Origin of the sequence: Microbacterium sp. A8/3-1 (genome assembly GCF_040267695.1) — a bacterium.
GTDB classification, from domain to species: Bacteria; Actinomycetota; Actinomycetes; order Actinomycetales; family Microbacteriaceae; genus Microbacterium; species Microbacterium luteolum.
This window is the reverse complement of record NZ_CP158357.1, coordinates 3,794,914-3,811,909: the sequence shown is the minus strand read 5'-3', so window position 1 is coordinate 3,811,909 and position 16,996 is coordinate 3,794,914. Positions and strand designations below refer to the sequence as shown.

Genomic DNA, 16,996 nt, shown 5'->3' with positions numbered 1-16,996 from the left:
GGTGTTCGTCGGGAGTGGGCGTTCGTCGCTCAATGGACTCTCGCTTTCGGGTTCAGCCAACCGTTGGCCAGGTCGGTGAGGAGGTTGACGACGGTGACGAGCAGCACGCCGAATGCGGTGATGCCCAGGATCACGGGGATGTCGCCCTGCAGAGACGCGTTGAAGGCGAAGCTGCCGTAGCCCGGCAGCGCGAAGACGTTCTCGATGATGAGCGCACCGCCGAACATCTGGATGAACTCCAGCGACATCACGGTGAGTGCGGGACTCGCGGCGTTGCGCAGGGCGTGCTTGATCACGATCGACGTCGTCGACGATCCGCGCGTGCGCAGGGTGCGGATGTAGTCCCGGCGCAGCTCGTCGATCATGCGCCCTCGTACCTGGGCCGCCATGTTCGCGACGCCGCCGATGGTGAGCACGATCACCGGGATGGTGATGCTGCGCACCCACGCGCCCGGGTCCTCCGCGAAGGGCGTGAACCCGGTCGCGGGCAGCCACTTGAGCTGCACGGCGAAGACCACCACGAGGACGATCGCCAGCAGGAGACCGGGGACGATGTAGCCGATCAGGGAGATCCCCTGCGCGATGCGGTCGACGACTCCCCCGCGCGACGCCGCCCAGACTCCGAGGAAGACGGAGAGGACGACGGTCAGCAGCAGGGCCGGCACGATGATCGACAGCGTGACGGCGAGGCGCTGGAGCACGGAGGGACCGACCGGCAGCGAGGTGTACACCGAGACGCCGAAGTCGCCCTGCACGGCATGGAACAGCCAGTCGAAGTACTGGACGATCACCGGGCGATCCCAGCCCTTGGCGGCGATCAGGTCGGCGACGACCTCGGGTGTCGCCGAGGTGCCGAGGATCGACTGGGCGACGTCGTTGAACGAGGTGCTGAGAAGAAGGAAGGTGATGAGAGTCACCAGTATCGCGAGCACGACGCCGGCGCCGAGCCTGCGGAGGATGTAGCTGAGCATCAAGAGACTCCCGGTGTGAGGTGGGGATGCGGCGAACCGCACCCCCACCCGTCACTCACTCGGTGACGTCGAACAGTCGGATCGTGGAGAGGGTGTTGGCCTTGCCGACGTAGATGATCCCGTCGGCGGTCGCCCAGGTGGCGCCGATGTAGGCGATGGGGGCGACGAGGGCCTGGTCCACCACGTACTCGTTCAGCTCCTTGTAGACCGGCAGCGCGTCGGCGAAGTCGACGGTGTTGTTGATCTCGTCGAAGTATCCGTCGAGGGTGGAATCGGTGTACCCGGTCGGGTTTCCGAAGCCGGCGGCGCCGATCGTCGTCGCGAGGTCCGCGGAGTCGGAGTTGAATCCGAGGATCTGGTAATAGAGCCCGTACTCGCCCGAACGCGCGGCGGCCTGCGCCTGCTGCGGCGGCACCGTGACCCACTCGAGCGTCAGCCCGATGTCGGCGAACGCCTGCGTCAGGACGGGCTCGATCGTGGTGCTGAGGAACGTGCTGGGGATCTGGAAGGTCTCGCCGGCGTACCCGGCTTCCTCGACGAGCTTCTTGCCCTTCTCGGGGTCGTACTCGTACGTGTCGTTGAGCTTCTCGTCATAGACCTCGCCGAACGGGCTGACCAGCTGGGTGGTCGCGATGCCCACACCGCTGAAGATCCCCTTGAGGACGCCCTCGCGGTCGATGGCCATGTTTATCGCCTGACGGACCTTCACGTCGCCGAGCGCCGGGAACTTCGCCCCGGCACGATCGAGGATGTTGAGGTAGCCCACGGCCACCGCATCGTTGACGGTGATGGTGAACTTGCTCGCGTCGAGCTGCGAGACGACCTGCGACTGCACCGTCGCCGCGTTGAGCTCGCCGGCCTGCAGCGCGTTGAGAGATGCTGTCGGGTCCTGGAGCACCTTCACCGTGAGCGTCTTGAACGGCACGTTCTCGGCATCCCAGTAGTCGTCGCGCTTGACCAGCACGTAGCTGCTGCCGGGAACGGTCTTCTCGACGTCGAGCGTGAACGGGCCGGATCCGACAGGGTCGGTGGCTGTGCGCTCCTCATCCATGGTCGCCGGATCGCCGATGGCACCAGGACCCTGGGCGAGGTTGTCGAGGAACTGCGGGTCGAACGCCGAGAAGCTGATGACGACCGTCTTGTCGTCCTTCGCCACGACATCCGCGACCGCGGCGAGACGGCTCTGCACTGCGCCCGGTGTGGCCTTGGAACGCAGCAGCGTCGCGGCGACGGCGGCCGCATCCACGGGGTCGCCGGAGCTGAACGTCATTCCGTCGCGCAGCGTGAGCGTGAGTTCGGTGCCGTCCTCGTTGTACTCCCACTTCTCGGCTGCTCCGGGAAGCAGCTCCCCGGTCTCCGGGTCCTTGCGCAGCACGGTGTCGAGGATCGAGGACCAGACGAACATCTGCTGACCGTCGACGATCTGCGCGGGGTCGAGCGAGTTGGGGGCGGACACCGCCGCGACGGCGAGATCCTTCTCCTCGACGGTCGCCGTCGTGTCGCCGTCGGTCTCAGGTGCGCTGGCGGCGCATCCGCTGACCGCGAGAGCGGCGATCAGCATCGCGGCGGGCAGTGCCGCGCGGCGCCCGACTCGGGTGTGCTTACGGGTGTTCCACATTGCTCATACTCCTTTGGATGAAACGACTTGGTGCGCAACCGCTTGTCAGCAGAGGTGAGGCGGACAAGGTAAGCGGCTTCTGGTGTCAGTAAAGCAGGGATCGAGAGTTTTGACAACCGATTGCCAACTTGTTACCGAAGCGTGAGATCTCCGACCTGTCGCCTGTTCCGGTGCACAGCTTCCACGAAGTCGGCGTCAGCCCCGAGCGCGGCGCTGAGATCGGCGACGGAGAGGCGCACAGCGGGGAGATCCGAGCCCTGCCCCTCGACCGCCAGCCACGCGGCGACGACCGCCGCACAGGCAGCGGCGGATCGCCCTGCACGGCGTTCGCGCTCGGCGACCGGCGCGATGCGGACACGCATCTTGGTGTCGGCATCGAGCCCGATCTGCGCGAGCAGATGCCGGATCCGGGGGTTCCGGAACCGGTCGAGCAGCGCCGCGCGATACTCCGCCAGACCGAGTGCGACCGGAAGGTGCCGACAGGCCTCGTCCCAGTAGGCATCGACGGCGCGGAGGCACTCGGTGTCGACGATGGCCTCGGCCACAGTGAGGTGCCCTCGAAGCCGGCCGAGCGAGGCGAGCAGCGTATGGGCACCGTTCAGCAGCCAGAGCTTTCGCGCCTCCCAGGGTTCGAGGTCGTCCGTGAACCGCGCACCAGCCGTCTCCCACTGCGGCCGGCCCGCGGGGAAGGCGCCGGCGATCACCCAGTCGGAGAAGGGCTCGGCGACGACCGGCGCGCGGTCGCCGTAACGATCCGTGAGCTCAGCCGTCTCCTCGTCGGAGAGTCGAGGGGTGATCCGATCGACCGAGCTCGAGACGAACGACACGTGCTCCTCGACCCAGTCGCCGAGGCCGGGCACCGCGTCGGCGAGCGAGCCGACAGCGGCGCGCAGGACCCCTCCGTTGTCCGGGAGATTGTCGCAGGAGACGAGAGCCAGAGAGCCGCCCCGGCCGCGTCGCCGACCCTCCAGCGCGACGACCAGGCGCCCGAGCGCGGTGCGCGGCTCTGCGTCCGTCGGCTCGATACCCTCGCCGAGAGAGCGCAACACGGGAACATCGACGTCCGTCTCCGCGGAGGAGTAGGCGGCTTCCGTGATGGTGAGCGAGACGATCGCCGTCGTCGGTGCTGCGACGTCGGCGAGGAACCGATCGAGCTCGGACCCGCCATGCGCGCGGACGATGCTGCCGATGCGCTCGGCCCGATCATCGTCCGGCGACCGCACGACCAGTGTGTACAGGCCCTGCTGGGCGCTCAGCGCCTCGGCCAGTGCGGCACTTCGTCCGCTGTAGGCGGCGATCCCCCACTGCTCGGCGTCCGCGGCGCGGGCGGTGTACCAGGCCTGATGCGATCGGTGGAAGGCGCCGAGCCCGAGGTGCACGATCCGGACCGGCGGTGCCGACGCGGTCCGTTCCCCGAGAAGCGATGAGGTAGAGGTCGTCACAGCTTGAACACCCGCTTCGGCTGAGGACCGACGATGTCGTCGATCACGGCGCTCGCCGTCTCCTCGTCCACTCGGCCCTCGATGACGAGCCGGGCGAGGAAGGCGGCATCCGCGCGGCGTGACGTGTCGTGACGCGCAGGAATCGACAGGAAGGCGCGGGTGTCGTCGATGAAACCGGAGCCGCGCGAGAACCCGGCGGTCTCGGTCACCGCCGAGCGGAATCGCGCCATGGCGTCGGGAGCGTCCAGGAACCACCACGGTGCGCCGATGTAGACGCTCGGATAGAACCCGGCAAGAGGCGCGATCTCCCGCGAGTAGACCGTCTCGTCGACCGCGAAGAGCACCAGGTGGAGGTCGCGGTCGAGTCCGAACCGCTCGAGCAGGGGGCGCAGTCCACCGACGAAGTCGGTGCGGCGCGGGATGTCGTGACCGGTATCCGCTCCGAACCGTCGGAACGTCGTCGAACTGTGGTTGCGCACGACGCCGGCGTGGACTGTCATGACCAGACCGTCCTCCACGCTCATCCGCGCCATCTGCAGCAGCATGTGCGCCCGGAACGCCTGCCGGTCTGCGGCATCCGCATCGCCGGCGATCACCCGGGCGAAGAGCGCTTCGCCCGCCGCGGCATCGAGGTCGAGCGTTTCGGGGATCTCGACGCCGTGATCGGCCGAGACGGCTCCGTGATCGATGAAGTATCGCCTCCGTTGTTCGAGAGCGGCGAGGTATCCGGCGAACGTGCTCGGATTCTCCGTCGCGCTCAGAAGCTGCCGGACGCGGGGCGCGAACGCCACGGCGTCCGGATCGAGGTACCGATCGGGTCGGAACGTCGGGAGCACCCGGCCGACCTTCCCCTCGGCGGCGAGCGCCGCGTGCCCGGCGAGGTCGTCGAGCGGGTCGTCGGTCGTGGCGAGCACCTCGATGCCGAACCGCTCGAACAGCGCCCGAGGCCGCAGGGCCGCCGTGGCGAGCTGCGCCGCGATGCGGTCGTAGGTCTCATCCGCCGTGGCTGCGGAGAGCGGCACCGTCACATCGAGGACGTTCTCCAGCGACTCGGCGATCCAGTACCCCGACGCGGTGCCGGCGAAGAGCGGCCAGCGTTCGGCGAATCGCCGCCAGATGTCGCGTGGATCCGCTGCGCTTCCCCCCAGACCGAGCTCGTCGAGTCCGACTCCGGATGCATGGAGTAGCCGGGTGACGTAGTGGTCGTGCGTGATGAGCAGAGACGCGGGATCGGCGAAGGGGCGGTCGTCGACGAGCCACTCCACCGGAACATGCCCGTGCGGGGAGATGATCGGCGCGTCGGCGACCCTCTCGTACAGGGTGCGCGCGAGGGAGCGGGTGGAGGGATCGGCGGGGAACAGGCGGTCTCGGTCGCGTCGGAGCGGCTGGGGCATCCCCCCATTTGAGCGGTTCCGTCCCGAATTGTCAACCGGTTGCCACGAGTGGTTCGGCACGCCCAACCGGCCTGAGGCGAGCCGCTGTCGTACGATCGTTGGAACCGGATGCCAGCAGCCGCGACAGAGGAAGACACGTCGATGTCGAAAGACGAACCCGAGACCACGGACTCAGCGGGAGCGCCCGAGGCGCGCGCCGGTCGACGCCCGACGATCTACGACATCGCCCAGAGGGTCGGCCTCAATCCGTCTACCGTGTCGCGAGCGCTCAACAAGCCCGGTCGCACCAACGCCGCCACCGAGGAGAAGATCCGCGCCGCCGCCGCCGAGCTCGGCTATCGGGCGAACCCCATGGCCAGAGCGCTGCCCACGGGGTTCTCCGGCACGTACGCGATCGTCCTTCCCGACATCACCAATCCGGTGCACTTCGAACTGATCCGCGGTGCTGAGCAGGTCGCGCGCGCCAACGGCTTCACCCTCATCATCTCGGAGACCGAGGGGGCGGCAGAGATCGAGCGGGAGACCATCGAGACTCTGCAACCCTCCGTGGACGGCCTCCTCGTGGTGGCCTCCCGGCTGGACGATGCCGAACTCGCCGCCCTGGCCACGGTCAAGCCGATCGTCGGCGCCAACCACTCCACTCCCTCGCTGCCGAGCGTCGCTCCGGATCTTCCGATGGGCCTCGTCGCCGCCCTCGACCATCTCGATGATCTCGGGCATCGATCGGTCGCGTACCTCGGTCTCGGCGGCGCCCAGATCAACAGGTCCCGCTGGGACCTCACCCTGGATCTCGCCGACGCCCGCGGCATCGCGGTGGTCGAGATCGCCGTCGACGCCCCCACCGTCGAGGGCGGCGCCGACGCACTGCGGCGGGTGCGAGCGAGCGGCGTCACCGCCGTCCTGGCCTACAACGACCTCGTCGCACACGGCCTCCTCCGCGCCGCCCGCAGCGCGGGCCTCTCGCTCCCCGAGGCCTTCAGCGTGATCGGCTTCGACGACATCTTCAGCGCCGAGCTCGCCGTGCCCGCGCTCACGACGCTGCGTTCACCGCTCCGCGAGATCGGCACGCGGGCGATGGAGACGCTCATCGATCCCGAGCACAACCGGGCGCCGTCGAAGGTCGTCCTGCCCCTCGAACTCGTGATCCGGGATTCGACGGCAGCACCGACGAGGTGAGGAGCGGGTCGCGCTCCCACCCCGCCTACTTGATCGCGCCGGCGCCGATCCCCTTCACGATGTGCCGCTGCGCCATCAGATAGAAGATCACCACGGGCACGATGGAGATCGTGGTCGCCGCCAGCAGGATCTGCTGCTGCGGCGTCTCCGCCGACGTGAACGCCGTGAGCCCTCGCTGGATCGGCATCAGAGCGTTGTCGTCGAACAGCACGAGGGCCATCAGGTACTCGTTCCAGGCGCCGAGGCCCTGGATCACCGCGACCGCTGCGAGCCCCGGCCGTGCGAGCGGAAGGATGACACTCCAGAAGATCCGCAGCGGGCCCGCACCGTCGAGTGCCGCAGCCTCCTCCAGGTCGCGCGGCTGACTGACGAAGAAGCTGCGCATGATGAGCGTCGACATCGGGATGCCCGACGTGATCAGGATCAGGATGTAGCCCACCGGATTGTTGGTCAGTCCGAGCGAGATCAGCAGCTTGTACTGTGCAAGGAACATGGCCGGGGCCGGGATGATCATCACGGCGAGGATGATGAAGGTGAACACCCCCTTGCCCGCGAAATCGAGACGGGCGAGTGCGTAGCCCGCCAGGCTCGAGACGATCAGGATGCCGGCGACGGCGCATCCCGTGTACACGACGCTGTTGCGGAGATAGGTGCCGAGGTCGCCTTGGACCCAGGCTGTGACGTAGTTCTGCCACTGCGGCTCGGAGGGCAGGAAGGTGTCGTTCGACAGCAGCTCGGTCAGGCTCTGCAGCGAGCCGGAGAGCATCCAGAGGAGCGGCAGCAGTGCCGTGAGCGCCGCGATGACGAGGAGCCCGTAGAGCCCGACCTTTTCGGCACGGAAACGACGACGCGTCCGGGGCCGGAGGGGCTCGGTGGTGGCAGGCGCCTCGTCGACGGGCGGCTGAGTGATGAGCGTCATGCGCGGGACCTCCGCCCGGTGATGGCGAGTTGCAGCACGGAGAGCAGCACGAGCGCACCGCCGAAGACGACGGACATCGCTGCGGCGCTGCCGTACCGCCAGTTGACGAACGCCTCGTTGAAGATCGCGAGCGTCGGAACCATCGTGTGGTACCCCGGTCCGCCGTTCGTGAGCACCTGGACGGTGCCGAAGATCTGCAGCGCCGCCAGCAGAGTGAGCAGGCTCACGATGGATGTCACAGGCGCGAGGTGCGGCCAGGTGATGTAGCGGAACTGGGTCCACGGACGCGCACCGTCGAGCTCCGCGGCCTCGTAGAGCTCCTTCGGGACATCCTGGAGACCGGCGAGGAACAGGAGGAAGCCGAAGCCCCAGTGGAACCAGACGAACACGGCGGCCACAGCGGGAAGCGCGACGGAGGGATCGCCGAGCCAGTTCTGCTGCAGGGCTCCCAGACCGACCAGCTCGAGCACGCGATTGAGCACGCCCGACCCCGGGGCGAGGATGAACGAGAACAGCAGCCCGACGACGACGACCGAGAGCACGCCCGGCAGATAGAACACCGTGCGGAAGAACGTCTTGCCGCGGGTGACGCGGTTCACGGCGAGGGCCATGCCGAGCGCGACGCCGTTCCCCACGAAGAAGCCGACCACCCCGAAGAAGAGCACGTTCCTCATCGAGGCCCAGAAGATCGGGTCGCTCGCGATGAACTCGTAGTTCGCGAGCCCCACCCACGGGGTGTCGGGGCTCACGCCGTCCCACGACTGGAAGCTGAGCAGGATGGCCTGTCCGAATGGCACGATCGTGAAGATCCCGATGAGCGCGATGGCAGGCACGAGGAAGAGCCAGCCCAACAGGTTGGCGCGGAGCGAGCGCTTCCTGCGCGGCGCCCGAACGGGGCGCCGCGCAGAGAGCTCGAGGGACGACGTCGTCATGACACTCGGTCTTGAGCGGCCTGGATGTTCGCCAGCGCCTCGTCGATGGTCGCCTCGCCGAGAACGACCCGCTGGGCCTCGGCCACGATGGCGGTGCGGACGTCGGTCGCGAACGTCGCGGACATGACCTGGACGGTCTCGACACCCGATGCGAACCCGGCGAGCTGCGTCGGCACGTCGCCGCTCGCGAGAAGCTCGGGGTTCGTCGGCAGGATGCGGCCGACCTCGGCGAACACCGCCTGCTGCTCGGGCTCCGTCAGCCACTTCACGAAGGCCAGGGCCTCCTCGGGGTGCTCGCCCTTGGGGTTGATGACGGCACCCTTTCCGGGGACGCCCGGGGAACGCGGGTCTTCCGTACCGCCGTCGACGGCCGGGATGCCCACCGAGAAGTAGTCCTCGAACTCGGGGTTCGTGCGGAGCCCCACGGAGACGCCGGGCGACGCGTCGAAGATCGAGCCCATCGCCTGCGTGAAGAACGACGTCTCGACGTTGGGGTTGTCATCCTGTCCGCCGACCAGCGCGCCGTTGGCGATCACGCCCGCGTCCTTCATGTCGACCAGGACCTGGAAGGCATCGTGCCAGGCATCCTGCTCCCAGCTCTCCTCGCCGTTGAACGTCGCCGCGATCTCGTCGTCGGTCAGCCAGTTGGAGACGATGGCCTGCAGGAACTGCGGCGTCAGCGATGCCGCGACCGAGAAGCCGCCGGTGGCCTCGTCCGCGGAGGCAAGAGCGTCGATGAAGTCCTCGGTCGTCGCCGGAGCGTCGTCCAGGGTCATCCCGGTGAGCGTCGGGTTCACGAGGAAGCCGTACGTCTGGGTCTCCCAGTGAACGGTATAGATCCCCGCCGGGACGTCGAGGTTGTTGCCGTCTTCGAAGGTCGACATCTCGATGATCGCGGGGCTGAAGTCATCGCTCCAGTCGCCCTCGAGCTCGGACGTGAGATCCATCGCCCAACCGGCCTTGTAGAACGGCGCCATGTCGGTGGCCTGGAACGAGGAGTAGATGTCGGGCATCGAGTTCGACTGCGCTCGCGCCTGCAGCTTCGGCAGATAGTCGGCGGGTCCCGGCGAGTCGATCGTGACCGTGACTCCGGTCTCTTCGCCATACTGCTCGGCGAGCTGCGTGAGCGCCGCCTCCTGGCCGCGCGACTGATTCATGAACGTCAGCTCGACGTCGCCTGTCTCCGCAACGGGTTCCTTCGGCTCGGGCGCAGAGCAGCCCGAGAGGGTGACCGCCGTCGCGACGACGAGCCCGCCGGCGACGGCCGCCAGACGTCGGGTGCCGCGGGCGGGGTGGGGGAAACGCATGGTCCTCATCATTGAAAATCCTTCGAACGACGAACCGCCTCGCGGTTCGATATCGGTTGCTGCTGTGTCGGTACAGGGGGTCGCGCGTCGCGCGTGTCAACCGGTTGCCTTTGACGGGTTCAGACTCCTCTCTCCTCATTCCAGTGGGTCAGACGGCGGCGGAAGCCGCGCGATGCTCCGACACGGACGGCGCGGATGCACCGTCGTAGGTCACTCGCCATCCGTCCGGCAGCGCAGCGCCGTCCTCGATCGCCGTCACGATGTGCGCGATCGCGGCGAGAAGTCCCCCGTTGGCCGGGAGATACAGCGACAGGAAGCCCGGGATCTGCGGGTTGTGGCCGTTCGGGAGGAACTCGTTCTTCGGCGACGGCAGCAGCAGTGCATCGAAGGCGAGTGAGAGGTCCCCGAGCCGAGCCGCGGTCATGGCCATCACCGGGTAGTCCCACCCCCAACTCGACTGCAGATCCCACCGAGCCCACACCGCGTCGAGCGTCGCCCGCATGGCATCCGGGTCGACGGCGTCGTTGGGGGGAAGCCAGCCGAGCGCCATGAGCATCGACGGGTGGTCCTTGCGGATCAGGTGCGGCGGGGTGCTCAGCGCCGCATAGGTCCCGTCATCGAGGACGGCGGGCTTCGCCATGTTGCGCGCGACCCGCTCCCACTCTTCGCGTACCTCGAGTCCGAGCAGCGACCGCCATTCGTTGGCGACATCGAGCGCCCACGACCAGTAGGCGAGCTCGAACGTCGGATTCGCGTTCGTCCTGCGGTCCGCGAGATAGCTCTCCTGGGCGGGGATGATCGGCGGCGGCAGGACGAAGGCGCCATCCTGCTCCTCTACGAAGTCCACCATGAACTCGGCGGTCTCCTGCACCAGCGGATAGTGCGCGCGCAGGAACTCCATGCCCCTGCCCTCCTGCCGGAGAAGCTCCAGCAGGTGGATGATGTGCGGCTGCTGCCACACCAGGAAAACGCCGATGTTGCTCGGCGACTCGGCGGCGGAGGGATCGGTCTGCTTCGGCCAGCGCACGCCCCGGTACCCCTGCCAGGATGCCGTGGCTCGCGCCGCGTCGAGCGCACCGTGATACCAATCGAGACTGCGTTCGATCAGATGACCCCGACCCCACAGCGCGAAGTGCGCGGCATGCCACCAGTGCATCTCGAGGTGGAACTTGCCCGTCCAGGTGTTGTACGTCAGGCCGGTCTCCGCGGGCGGGGTCGATCCTGCGCTGTTGACGGCCGTCAGATACTGCGACAGCACGACGCGGCGCTCGAGCTCGCCCGCGCGCTCGTCATCGCTGCCCGCGAACGACACGGCGATTCCGTTCGACCAGTGATCCTCCCACCACGCCTCCGCCGCCCGCACGACCTGTCCATACGACGGCGGGAGATGCTCCGCACCCCGGTCTTCGGCATGCAGGCTGACGACGACTTCCAGCGACTCCGCCGCCGCCGTGGCGACGACGGAATGCTCTCCCTGACGACCCAGCTCACCGCTCGTGGAGATCTCGACGCCGTACGACATGGTCTCCACGCGTCGGCGAGCGGCCCATCGAGCCGGATCGAGACGGGTCCACGTCGTCGACTCCGCCAGCGGCAGCTCGAACGGGGCGAGGTCGTCGGGCTGGGTGTCGAAGGTCCACGCGATTCCCCACCCGCTCAGGAGCAGAGGCGATTCGAGCTTCGCGGCGAAGGCGTCCTGCTCGGGGTGCGCGACCGTCGTCACGGTGACGGCCTCCCCGCCGATCGAGTACTCCGCACGCACCCGGCCCGACCAGAGGTCGAGTTCCGCCCTCGGGTCCGTCATCGCCGCGATGTCGATGAGCTGCGGCACACCGGCCGGGGGCGTGAGCACCAACCGCCCGAGGTGTGCGCGACGCGGGTTGTAGTGGAACCAGGCGCCGGCGGCGAACTCCTCGGCGATCTCGTCCCCCGCGCGCTGCAGGCCCATCCTGTCGTAGTAGGGGACCGGGCCTCGCGCCGTGTCGTACCGGGTGACGGTCTCATCGCGGTCGAACTCGCGCGTCGTCCTGGTGCGGTACCAGGCCCAGGACGACTGCGTGCGCAGCGGAATCTGGAAGTCGTCGATGTCGAAGACCCGCACGCGCTGCTCGGGCAGGCCGTCGATGCCAGTGCCTACGACGCGATGCGGATCGGGCTCGAGCTCGTGGAACGCGGGGAAGGTCTGCAGGCCCGTGATGTCGACCGTCAGCGCGACGTCGCCGTTGCCGACGGTGAGCACACCGGTGGGATGCGCTGCCGTGAGCACAGGGTTGTGCCGTCGCACGAGGCGACGGCGATCGACGGTCGACGCAGGCATCATCACCTTTCCCTCGACTCAATTCTGAGTCGACTATTACTTTGGCCGGATGAGCATAACATTGCCTGAGCGCCACACTCAAGAGCAATCGGAAGGACCCGGATGGCCCAGAAGAGAGGTCCGTACGCGAAGTCGGATCAGCGACGCCAGGCACTCAGCAAGGCCGCACTCGACCTCGTCCGCCGGCACGGCCACCGCAACGTGTCGGTGTCGGACATCGCCGAACTCGCCGAGACGAGCGAGGCGACAGTGTTCTACCACTTCCCGACCAAGGAGGCCCTGTTCATCGCCGCGCTCGCACAGCACGACGACGAGAACATCCGCGCGCGCGGCGCAGAAGCGGGGGCGATCGCCGACATGGGATCTCGCGCGGAGGCCGGCGTGCAGCGCACGAACTATGCGCGCCTCTACAACGAGCTCGCCGGCGCTGCCGCCGACCCCGCCCACCCCGCGAACGACTTCTTCCAGGCGCGCTGGGCACGTTCGACGGAGGTCGTGGCGACCGACATCCGCCGCCTGCAGCAGGACGGGCGGGTCGACGCCTCGATCGACCCCGACTCCGCGGCCCATCTCCTCCTGGCCGCCTGGGAGGGCCTGCAGCTCCAATGGATGCAGGGCCCGCCGTTCGACATCCGTGCGCAGGTCGAGTGGCACATTCGCGCGCTGCTCGGGGCCGATGCCCTGAGCTGACGCGGCCGCCCTGCGGGAGTCGGCCTCACATCCCGTCGCCGCCCTCCCCACGCTGCGCACGGGCGACGTTCCCGAGCCACGCCAGGCTGGGCTTCGGGCGGCGCTCGAAAGTCTCCCGATCGACGGCCACGAGTCCGAACGTGGGCGACCAATGCCCCCACTCGTAGTTGTCGAGAAGGCTCCAGTGGATGTATCCGCGGACGTCGACCCCCTCAGCCATCGCCTCGGCGAGCGACCCCAGGGCGGCCTCCGTGTAGGCGATCCGTCGAGCGTCATCCGCCGTGGCGATGCCGTTCTCCGTGACGACCACCGGCACGCGCGGCAGCACCTCGGCGGTGTGACGGACGGCGATGCCGAGCGCATCCGGACGGTACGCCGTCCGGACCAGCGTGTTGTCGGGATGCACCGGGTGCGGTTCGATGCCGTCGAGCCCGACCCACTGCGCCGAGTACGCCTGCACGCCGATGTAGTCGTCATCCGCGGCGGCCTCGAGATACAGGTCCTCCCAGATGTACTCGAGCCGCCGCCGCACCTCCTCGGCACCCGGCCGGGTCTCGAACGCACGGCTCGCGACCGACCAGCCGACGCGCGCATCGGTGCGCTCCCGCAGGATCTCGCGGGCCGCATGGTGCGCCTCGATGAGGCGTCGTCCGATCTCTTCGGACGGCGCCGGCTTGATCGGGCGGGGCGTGTCCGCCTCGAGCGTCGGGCTCAGCCACTCGACGTCGGAGTCCGGATCCAGAGCAGCCTCGGCCTCGCCGACCATGATCGCGAGCATGTTCGGCTCGTTGATCGTGCAGACCCACTCGACACCGTCGAGGATCGTCGTCGCGACCTCGACATAGGCGCGGAATCTGGCGATGGCCTGCGGCGAGCGCCATCCACCCTCCTCGGCGAACCACCGGGGTGAGGTGAAGTGATGGAGGGTGACGAAGGGCGTCACCCCCGCCTCCAGCGCGGTGTCGATCATGCGCCGGTAGTGGGCGAGATGCACGCGCGAGAACTGCCCGGGAGCCGGCTCGATGCGGGCCCATTCGATCCCGAACCGGTAGGTGTCCAGACCCGATTCCGCGATGAGGGCGATGTCCTCGGGGTAGCGGTTGTAGCTGTCGAGCGCGTCGCCGCTGCGATCGGCGCCCGTCATGTGGGACTCCTGCATCCAGAAGTCGCTGTTGACGTTGTTGCCCTCCACCTGGTGCGGCGCACTGGCGGCGCCCCAGAGGAAGTCGGACGGGAACGCGGGCATCGGTGCTCCAATTCTGAGTCAACTAGTAATTTCAGAAGACTAGCCGATCCGACGAGGACTGTTCAAGGAAGGGGCGCGGCGCCCTTCGCACGCCGCGCCCCTCACAGGCGGATTCACCCGCCGTTGGACTGGCGGATGCCCTCCCCAAAGGCTTCGAAGGTGTGCACGAACCCACCTGCCGGACCGCTGACGACGAGGTATCCGTCGGTCGTGCCGGGTGCGATGGCGATGTTCGTCGCGGACTCGAGCCCCTCGCCCGGCACCCGGATCGTGCCGATCTGCTCTCCGGTCTTCGCGAACACCAGGATCTCGGCCTTCTCGTGGAAGGACTGGTAGATGTTGCCCTCCGCGTCGACAGCGGTCGAGTCGATACGTCCGATTCCGCCGTCGACATGGATCGCGGGATACGCCGAGACGACCCGAGTGCGCGTCTCGTCGAGGGCGAAGTAGTCGATCCTGTTCGCGTTGTACTGCGCGACCCAGAGCCCCGCATCCTCCTCGTCGAAGACGATGCCGTTCGGGGAGGGCAGATCGCCCGCGAGGGTCGACGCCTGCCCGTCGGTGCCGATTCTCACCACACGCCCCGGGGTCTCCCACCCCGGTCCGCCCATGCCACGGGTGTCGGTCACGAACATCGTGCCGTCGGGATGGAACGCGATGTCGTCCGGCAGCATCGCGATGCCGTCGACGTCGCCCGAGAAGTGCACCTGCGGGTCTTCTCCCTGCGCCGTGATGCTCATGACCCCGCCGCCGAGGAAGTCGGTCAGGTACAGCCGCCCGTCGCTCGGGTGGAACTGCGCCGACGTGAAGGCGCTCGTCTCGTCGGTGAAGACCTGATCGACTGTGCGCTCATCGACGTCGATGCGGAGCACCTTCGCCTCCCCCGCCGGAGCCATGACGTCGACCAGGAAGAGCGATCCGTCTTCGTGGAAGGTCGGCCCCTCGAGCAGGGTCCCCCCGGTGAGCTCGTGGGGCTCGGTCACCTGGAGCAGCTCTTCCGAGCGCTGTTCCGCAGCCGGCCCCTCGGATGCCGCATCCGTCTGCGCCGCATCCGGAGCGGCGGGTGCACACCCGACCAGGAGGGCCACCACCCCGACTGCAGCTGCCGCGGTCGCCAGCGCCGCACTCACGCCGACACCCCGATCTCCGCCGACTCGCGCACGCGTTCGTCCGCATCGTCGATCACGAGTAGTTCCGCCATGTCCCCCTCACGCCACTCGCGCAGCAGGCGATGGAAGGCCACCGGCCCCGGGGAATACGTGAGCCCGCCGATCGTGCGCGACCCCTCACCGTTGTAATAGCCCGGCGTGCACTGGGCCTGGAAGTCCGAGACATCCCTCGAGGTCGCCACGACCGTGCGGCACCAGGCGTCCTCGGCCTCGGCGGTCGGCTCGATGCGGCGCGCACCGACCTGCTGCGCCCGAGCGATCACGGTCGTGATGTGCAACGCCTGCTCCTGCAGGATGTGCACGAAGTTCACCGAGTTCGCGTTCTGCATCGGGCCGAGCTGGAACAGGTTGGGGAACCCGTGCGTGGTGAATCCGTGCAGCGTCCGCGGCCCCATCCCCCAGGCCTCGAGAAGCGCACGCCCTCCCCGCCCGGAGACGGGCAGGGTGCCCGACACCACGCCCGAGACCCCGACATCGAACCCGGTGGCGAAGATGAGGCAGTCCACCTCGTACTCCGCCTCGCCGACGACGATCGACGTCTCGGTGAGGGCCGTGATCCCGTGTGTGTCCGCCGTGTCGACGAGCGTGACGTTCGGGCGGTTGAACGCCTGCAGGTAGAGGTCGCTGAAACCCGGCCGCTTGCACATGTACCGGTACCAGGGCTTGAGTGCGTCCGCGGTCGACGGGTCGTCGACGATCTCGTCGATCCGGGCGCGAAGCGCGTCCATCTTCACGGCGTCGTCGAGCTCCTCCCGCAACAGACGATCCTCCTCCGAGAGAGAGCCGTCGACACTGCCGGAGAGGATGCTCCGCTGCAGCTCGTGCGTCGAGGTCCATCCGTCGTCCACGAGCGATTCGACGGGCTCGCCGGCCAGCACCTCGAGGAAGTTGTCCATCCGCTCGCGCTGCCACCCGGGAGCGAGAGTCTCCGCCCATTCGGGATCCGTGGGACGGTTGTCCCGCACGTCGACCGTCGAGGGCGTGCGCTGGAAGACCAGCAGCTCACGCGCGTGCTCGGCCAGATGGGGAATCACCTGCAGACCCGTCGCCCCCGTGCCGACCACCGCGACACGCTTGTCGGCGAGCTTCGTGAGATCGCCGTCCGCGTCCCCTCCGGTGTAGGCGTAGTCCCAGCGGCTGGTGTGGAAGGTGTGCCCGGCGAAGCGTTCGATGCCGGGGATGCCGGGGAGCTTCGGCTGCGTGAGTGTGCCCGAGGAGGTGATCATGTAGCGCGCGCGGAACACATCGCCGCGGTCGGTCTCGACGATCCACTCCGCGGCGTCCTCGTCCCACGCGAGTCCTGTCGCCCGGGTGTGCCCGACGAAATCTCGGTAGAGGTCGTAGTGCTCCGCGATGCGCACGGCATGCTGACGGATCTCCTCGCCCGGCGCGTACCTCCTGCTCGGGATGTAGCCCGTCTCCTCGAGAAGCGGCATGTACACGTACGACTCGATGTCGCAGTGGATGCCGGGGTAGCGGTTCCAGTACCAGGTGCCGCCCACGTCTCCTGCCTCATCCATCAGCCGTATCGAGCCGATGCCCGCGTCGCGCAGCCCTGCACCGGTGAGCAGCCCGCCGAAGCCCGCCCCGATCACCAGAGCCTCGATCCGATCCCGCAGCGGCTCCCGGTCGCTGCGGGGCGTGTACGGGTCCTTGGCGTAGTAGCCGTACTCGCCGAGAGTCGACCGGTACTGGGTCGCCCCGTCGGGGCGGATCCGCCGATCCCTCTCCTGCGCGTACTTCTCCCGCAGCGCTCGCAGTCGCTCGACCTGCTCGTGGGCAGCCTGTGCGTGGTCGGTCATGGTTCCGTCCTCC

General features: G+C 68.2%; 13 protein-coding genes. 2 read left to right on the top strand and 11 right to left on the bottom strand.

Annotation, left to right across the window (positions count from 1 at the left end):
- Positions 1-29 precede the first annotated feature (29 nt).
- The 4 genes from ABS642_RS18580 to uxaC form a co-directional block, all read right to left on the bottom strand.
- Complete coding sequence (locus tag ABS642_RS18580) at positions 30-971, bottom strand: ABC transporter permease (protein ID WP_282216012.1); 942 nt, start codon at positions 969-971, stop codon at positions 30-32.
- A gap of 55 nt (positions 972-1,026) precedes the next feature.
- Positions 1,027-2,589, bottom strand: a complete 1,563-nt coding sequence (locus tag ABS642_RS18575; protein WP_350351296.1) for an ABC transporter substrate-binding protein — start codon at positions 2,587-2,589, stop codon at positions 1,027-1,029.
- A gap of 131 nt (positions 2,590-2,720) precedes the next feature.
- Positions 2,721-4,031 carry a mannitol dehydrogenase family protein gene (locus ABS642_RS18570; protein WP_350351295.1) on the bottom strand — a complete coding sequence of 437 codons (1,311 nt, stop codon included), beginning with the start codon at positions 4,029-4,031 and terminating at the stop codon, positions 2,721-2,723.
- Positions 4,028-5,425, bottom strand: a complete 1,398-nt coding sequence (gene uxaC / locus ABS642_RS18565; RefSeq protein WP_350351294.1) for a glucuronate isomerase — start codon at positions 5,423-5,425, stop codon at positions 4,028-4,030. Before uxaC ends, ABS642_RS18570 begins: the two co-directional genes overlap by 4 nt.
- A 141-nt stretch (positions 5,426-5,566) precedes the next feature.
- Here uxaC and ABS642_RS18560 point away from each other — a divergent pair, with 141 nt between their 5' ends.
- A complete protein-coding gene (locus tag ABS642_RS18560; RefSeq protein WP_350351293.1) occupies positions 5,567-6,601 on the top strand; it encodes a LacI family DNA-binding transcriptional regulator in 1,035 nt (344 codons plus the stop codon).
- A 25-nt stretch (positions 6,602-6,626) separates the two neighbouring features.
- On the opposite strand, the gene ABS642_RS18555 is transcribed toward ABS642_RS18560, so the two are convergent.
- From ABS642_RS18555 to ABS642_RS18540, 4 genes are all read right to left on the bottom strand, one after another.
- Positions 6,627-7,520, bottom strand: coding sequence for a carbohydrate ABC transporter permease (locus ABS642_RS18555; RefSeq protein ID WP_350351292.1), 894 nt, complete (start codon positions 7,518-7,520; stop codon positions 6,627-6,629).
- On the bottom strand, positions 7,517-8,452 hold the full coding sequence (locus tag ABS642_RS18550; RefSeq protein WP_350351291.1) for a sugar ABC transporter permease: 936 nt from the start codon (positions 8,450-8,452) through the stop codon (positions 7,517-7,519). Before ABS642_RS18550 ends, ABS642_RS18555 begins: the two co-directional genes overlap by 4 nt.
- Positions 8,449-9,768, bottom strand: a complete 1,320-nt coding sequence (locus tag ABS642_RS18545; RefSeq protein ID WP_350351290.1) for an extracellular solute-binding protein — start codon at positions 9,766-9,768, stop codon at positions 8,449-8,451. Before ABS642_RS18545 ends, ABS642_RS18550 begins: the two co-directional genes overlap by 4 nt.
- A 139-nt stretch (positions 9,769-9,907) precedes the next feature.
- Positions 9,908-12,076 (bottom strand): hypothetical protein, encoded by a 2,169-nt coding sequence (locus ABS642_RS18540; RefSeq protein WP_350351289.1) that lies wholly within the window; start codon positions 12,074-12,076, stop codon positions 9,908-9,910.
- A gap of 102 nt (positions 12,077-12,178) precedes the next feature.
- Here ABS642_RS18540 and ABS642_RS18535 point away from each other — a divergent pair, with 102 nt between their 5' ends.
- Positions 12,179-12,766, top strand: coding sequence for a TetR/AcrR family transcriptional regulator (locus tag ABS642_RS18535; RefSeq protein ID WP_282216003.1), 588 nt, complete (start codon positions 12,179-12,181; stop codon positions 12,764-12,766).
- Positions 12,767-12,791: 25 nt separating this feature from the next.
- Here ABS642_RS18535 and ABS642_RS18530 read toward each other — a convergent pair whose 3' ends face one another.
- The 3 genes from ABS642_RS18530 to ABS642_RS18520 all read right to left on the bottom strand — a co-directional run bounded on the left by ABS642_RS18530 (position 12,792) and on the right by ABS642_RS18520 (position 16,983).
- Complete coding sequence (locus ABS642_RS18530) at positions 12,792-14,012, bottom strand: family 1 glycosylhydrolase (RefSeq protein ID WP_350351288.1); 1,221 nt, start codon at positions 14,010-14,012, stop codon at positions 12,792-12,794.
- Between the two features lie 113 nt (positions 14,013-14,125).
- The gene (locus ABS642_RS18525; RefSeq protein ID WP_350351287.1) at positions 14,126-15,142 is read right to left on the bottom strand and encodes an SMP-30/gluconolactonase/LRE family protein; all 1,017 of its coding nucleotides are present in this window, start codon (positions 15,140-15,142) and stop codon (positions 14,126-14,128) included.
- The gene (locus tag ABS642_RS18520) at positions 15,139-16,983 is read right to left on the bottom strand and encodes an NAD(P)/FAD-dependent oxidoreductase (protein ID WP_350351286.1); all 1,845 of its coding nucleotides are present in this window, start codon (positions 16,981-16,983) and stop codon (positions 15,139-15,141) included. Before ABS642_RS18520 ends, ABS642_RS18525 begins: the two co-directional genes overlap by 4 nt.
- Positions 16,984-16,996: the final 13 nt, after the last annotated feature.